General features: G+C 56.9%; 6 protein-coding genes. 2 read left to right on the forward strand and 4 right to left on the reverse strand.

Annotation, left to right across the window (positions count from 1 at the left end; genetic code table 11):
• Positions 1-58 precede the first annotated feature (58 nt).
• Together JKL48_RS22735 and JKL48_RS22740 are read right to left on the reverse strand one after the other, a co-directional pair.
• The gene (locus tag JKL48_RS22735) at positions 59-817 is read right to left on the reverse strand and encodes an IPT/TIG domain-containing protein (RefSeq protein ID WP_201987682.1); all 759 of its coding nucleotides are present in this window, start codon (positions 815-817) and stop codon (positions 59-61) included.
• Positions 818-937: 120 nt separating this feature from the next.
• Entirely contained in the window at positions 938-1,897 is a 960-nt protein-coding gene (locus JKL48_RS22740; protein ID WP_201987684.1) for a ribonucleoside-diphosphate reductase small subunit, read from the reverse strand.
• 497 nt (positions 1,898-2,394) lie between these two features.
• On the opposite strand from JKL48_RS22740, the gene rplU reads away from it, so the two are divergent.
• Entirely contained in the window at positions 2,395-2,700 is a 306-nt protein-coding gene (rplU, locus tag JKL48_RS22745) for a 50S ribosomal protein L21 (protein ID WP_201987686.1), read from the forward strand.
• 102 nt (positions 2,701-2,802) lie between these two features.
• A complete protein-coding gene (rpmA, locus tag JKL48_RS22750; protein ID WP_201987688.1) occupies positions 2,803-3,078 on the forward strand; it encodes a 50S ribosomal protein L27 in 276 nt (91 codons plus the stop codon).
• Between the two features lie 72 nt (positions 3,079-3,150).
• Here rpmA and JKL48_RS22755 read toward each other — a convergent pair whose 3' ends face one another.
• Entirely contained in the window at positions 3,151-3,864 is a 714-nt protein-coding gene (locus JKL48_RS22755) for a hypothetical protein (protein ID WP_201987690.1), read from the reverse strand.
• 172 nt (positions 3,865-4,036) lie between these two features.
• Positions 4,037-4,816, reverse strand: coding sequence for a cyclase family protein (locus JKL48_RS22760; protein ID WP_201987692.1), 780 nt, complete (start codon positions 4,814-4,816; stop codon positions 4,037-4,039).
• Positions 4,817-5,150 lie beyond the last annotated feature (334 nt).

Genomic DNA, 5,150 nt, shown 5'->3' on the forward strand with positions numbered 1-5,150 from the left:
GTCGTTGAACGACTTGTATTGGATTCGTTCAACGACGGGCGGGGGCAGGCCCCGCACCCTACTTCGCGACGAGTATAAATGTATTATCTAAGCTACCGTCGGCGTTAAGACGTAGCAGACAATCAGGAGCAGCAGGGTCGCCGTTGTATGCCGTAAAATTCCCTCCTATTAAAATTTTTCCATCACCTTGTAGTTTCACGCATTTGACCGAAAACGAACTACTGACACCGGAGCCCCCCAGATTAAACGAGCGGTCAGGAGTGCCATCAGCATTGAAGCGTATTATTCCGTCGAACAAACCATTCCCGTTATAAGCTTGGGCGCTGACCGCTGCGAGCACTTTTCCGTCAGGCTGTAGGGTAATGTCTTGCACAGAGCCAATGATAATGCCCATTGCTTTAAAAGATGGGTCGACAGCAGTGGCCGTTAGCGTTGGGGAGGTGCAAGCGCTAAGCGGCCCATTGGGTGTGAGACGAGTTGCTACGCTCGGCCGGGGCGTATACATAAAAGTGGCAGCACTACTGCCGCTACCGGTAGGCAAACTCACGGTGATAGGACCAGTAGCCGCGTCCGGCGGCACGATGGCGATGAGCGTCGTGGCATTCACCACCGTGATGCCGCCGCCGCCCAGTGCCAGGCCACCGTTGCCGAAACGCACGCCTGTAGCGCCGGTAAAGTTGGTGCCTGTCAGGGTAACTACCGTGCCGGCTGGGCCACTGGCAGGGCTAAGGCTGGTGATGGTCGGCGACTGTGCCCAGACCTGACCGCATAGCAGTTCAATTGCGAAAGCGGCAACCAGTGTAAATCGTTGATGCATAAAAGAGTGAAGGATTGGTGAAAGAGCAAATATTACGCTTTCATCAATTCTTCACAATACCCGCTTCCGGGTATTTTTACCATAGATTCACTATATTATCCTATCGCCGACCAGCAAATTTTAGAAATCCTCGTCTAGCGAGAAAACGTTGTCGTTGCGCTCGCTCATCACGCCGGCTTTCTGGTACTCGGCCACACGCTTCTCGAAGAAGTTGGTTTTGCCCTGCACCGAAATCATTTCCATGAAGTCGAAGGGGTTGGTGGCGTTGTAGATTTTGGCGCAGCCCAGCGATACCAGCAGGCGGTCAGCCACAAACTCGATGTACTGCGCCATCGTCTTGGCATTCATACCGATGAGGCTCACCGGCAGCGCGTCGGTCACAAACTCCTGCTCGATGCGCACGGCATCGGCGATGATGGCCTGCACCCGCGCCTCGGGCAGCTTGTTCACGAGGTAGCTGTAGAGCAGGCAGGCAAAGTCACAATGCAGGCCTTCGTCTCTTGAAATCAGCTCATTGGAGAACGTGAGGCCGGGCATCAGGCCGCGCTTCTTCAGCCAGAAAATGCTACAGAACGAGCCGGAGAAGAAGATGCCTTCCACGGCGGCAAAGGCGATGAGGCGCTCGGCGAAGTTGTCGGAGTTAATCCACTTCAGGGCCCACTCGCCTTTTTTCTGAACGGCGGGCACGGTTTCGAGGGCGTTGAAGAGGTAGTCCTTCTCCTTGGGGTCTTTGATGTAGGTATCAATCAGCAGCGAATACGTCTCGCTGTGAATGTTTTCCATCATAATCTGGAAGCCGTAGAAACAGCGGGCCTCGGGCATCTGCACCTCCTGCATGAAGTTCACGGCCAGGTTTTCGTTCACGATGCCATCGGAAGCGGCGAAGAAGGCCAGCACGTGCTTAATGAAGTGGCGCTCATTGTCGTTCAGGCCGTTCCAATCTTTCTGGTCTTGGGAAAGGTCAATTTCTTCCGCCGTCCAGAACGAGGCCTGCGACTTCTTGTAGTACTGCCACACCTCATCGTTTTGGATGGGAAATAGCACGAAGCGGTTGGGGTTTTCGGCGAGCAGCGGTTCCATAATATTTCGGGGCTTGATGGCGGATTTCGTCGGGGAAGACGGCAAGCTAACTGCCGGGTTTAGGCAGATGTTTGATGCGGGCGCCAGAAATGCAGCCGACCTTCCAGCACCAAATATAGCCCCGACCCTGAGGGCAATTGCCACCATTTCGGGGTTTTTTGTTCGTTAATTTTTGGTTAAGGGCCATCTTTTTTTCTGAGTTTTTGCCGCATTTCCAGGTACTGTACTCTGGGCAAATCCTCCTCAAAATCAGACGCTTTCGTTCCACTTATCCACATTACGCCTGTGGATAAGCCGACTTGTCCCCAAAACCACCCTCATTACACGGGTATTTACCTGTTTTCTTAATCGCGCTTTAATCTGTCCTTCATCCAGCTGAGCCGCATTCTGCGGGGAGCACCGCCGGGCAGCCAATGATGATTAACAACTTAGGCTTGGAAATTCCAAAGCAAAGTCGTACTTTTGCCTTCCCATTTCAGAAAAACCCGCGAAAGCTGATGTACGCAATTGTTAACATAGCTGGCCAGCAGACCAAGGTTGAGGCCAACAAATTCGTTTACGCTCACAAACTGGCCGGCAATGTTGGCGACACCGTAACGCTGGGCAACGCCCTGCTGACCGATGACAACGGCACCATCACCATCGGCGCACCCGAGTTGAACGTGGCCGTAAAAGGCACCATCCTCGCTCACGTAAAAGGCGACAAAGTTCTGGTTTTCAAAAAGAAGCGCCGCAAGGGCTACCAGAAAATGAACGGCCACCGTCAGTCGTTCACCAAAGTATTGATTAACAGCATCGGCTAATTTAGTTGCTGGTTAGTTAGTTGTCAGTTGTTTGCTTAAGTAGCAAGCGGCTGTTCTCAACTAATTGACTGACAACTGACAACTAACAACTTATAACTCAAGATGGCTCACAAGAAAGGTGTCGGCTCGTCCAACAACGGCCGCGAATCGCATTCTAAACGTCTCGGCGTAAAAATCTTCGGCGGCCAGGCCCTCGTGGCTGGCAACATCATCGTGCGTCAGCGCGGCACCAAGCACCACGCCGGCGCCAACGTTGGCATGGGCAAGGACCACACGCTGTTTGCCCTCGTCGACGGCGAAGTGCAGTTCCGCAAGGGCCGCAAAGACCGTTCATTCGTGACGGTTATTCCCCGCGAGGTCGTTTCGGTACCGGCTTAATCGGCTCGTACTTATTGCTGAAAAAGGGCTGCCTTCACCGGGCAGCCCTTTTCGCGTTGAGGCAGCGTGTGCTTAATGGCGGGCCTTCTTCAGGGCGTGGGGTTGATTGACGAGGAGCACCCGCAGGCCGACTTGAGCAGCAACGTCCCAGGCTGGTCGAGTTGGCGCTTCGACGGTGTACGGTGGTGGGGCCTGTAGGCCGAGGCCGGCGTTCAGGTCGTAGATTAAGCGGCGGCCGGGCCCGCGGTGCTGAGTGCCGCACAAGGCGAATACGCCGGGCGTGAAGCGCAGGAGGCCCCTGGCCTGACGTCCCCGGCCACGCTGGCCAAGCTGCGAAAGCTCGGCCTCTGCTTCGAAAGCCACGTAATTGCCCCAGCGCTCGGCACTGGGCCGGGGGACGGGCTGGTTGAAGTAGTAGCGAGCCCCAAAGCTCAGGTCGGAGGTGGGGGTGGGAAGCGTGGCTGCATTACGGCGGCCCCGCTGGGCCCGGCCGGCGGAAATATCGGCTTCGAGTTGGGCATACAAGCTGACCTGGGGCCGCAGCCGGTACTCACAACCAAACGAGGAGGGCAAAATCAACTGCCACGAACGGCCATTGGGCTGGTAGAACAGGTGCGAAAGCCGCAAGCCTGCTTTTACGAGTAGCCGGGGCGGCACGGGCGCCTCAACAGCAACAGCCGCTGCTTGTGTTGTAGCTACGGCCTGCGCACAGGCGCGGCCGTGGGCCACTGCCAGCAGCGTCCCTGCCCCCAGGAATAGGTTTCGCAGCGTTTGAGTTACCAACATAGGGGCGCGTAAAGCTTAACGGCGGAGAGAGTGTTTTAAGCACTGGCTTTTCTCTTCATTCTCAGCGGATATGCAATATCGGCGGTAATTTCAGTCCCCGCAACCGGTACTGGCTGTGCGCATGCCCGACGGGGCCAAGCGCCCGCGAACGGTGGTGGCCAGTACGGCGCAGTCAGACGGCCGGGAGCAGCTTGTACAAGACGGGCTTGCTGGGACTGGCATCAAGCTCCAGGCTGGTGATTTGAATGTTGAGCAGGTAGAGGCCATCGGGCACGGCGTCGGGCACGAAGATTAATTCGGTGATGGTGGCACAGGCGCGCGGGGCGGCCGGGTAGCGCCAAAAGGCGTGGTGGGCCAGCAGCTGGCCGGCGTCCTCCTCGCGGTCCACGCTGGGCAGGTCGAGCAGGAAGTGTTCGACGTTGTATTCCGCCAGCCACTCCGTCAGGGCTGGTTCGATGTAGGTAGGGTTGGTGCCGGAGTAGTGGCGGTGGCGCTTGGCGGGGTCGTTGGGCAGGGTGCGCAGCACCAGGGCTTCCGGGATGGCCCGGTCCGGCTGCGCCATGAAGGCCGCTTGCACGTCGGCCAGCATCACTACAAGGTCGCCGTTGGCTTGGGGCGCCGGGGCCACGCTCACCAGCCGGGCCACGAACAGGAATCGGCGCAGGCATTGGTTGAGCGTGATGGTCGGGTCGGGCGAGATGTGGCCGTAGCACTCGGTGTGGGTGCCGTTGCCGTGGGGCGTGACGTGCACCCGCTGGTAGTTGGTGCTGCCACCCAGCGCCACACTGCCCACAAAACTGCCCACCCGAATGGTATCAAACTGCACCGGCTCGGCCCAAAAGCAGTTCACCTGGTTGGCGCCTGGGGCCAGGGGCAGGGAAATATCGATGGGCGCAGCGGGGTCGTAGGAGTACGAGCGGCCAGCGTAGGGAAAGGTGGGATAGGTCACCATGGGCAATGGGCAATGGGCAATGAACAATGAGCAATGAGCAATGAGCAATGAGCAATGAGCAATGAGCAAAAGAACGTCATGCAGAGCGCAGCCGAAGCATCTCCACCGTGCAACTATTCCTTTCGATTGGGTTTATTATTGCGGTAGAGATGCTTCGGCTACGCTCAGCATGACGGGCAATGTATTCGCTAATGAACCTGTCTAGAAATTCAACTTTAGCCGTCATGCAGAGCGCAGCGAAGCATGAGTGTTTACTTATAGGACTTACGCAGTTGCAGCCCCAGCGGGGCGCCATCTCGATAGTAACTGGCTGATGTTGGGGAGAAAGCCCCAG

It is taken from the genome of Hymenobacter rubidus, from assembly GCF_016734815.1.
Lineage (GTDB): Bacteria > Bacteroidota > Bacteroidia > Cytophagales > Hymenobacteraceae > Hymenobacter > Hymenobacter rubidus.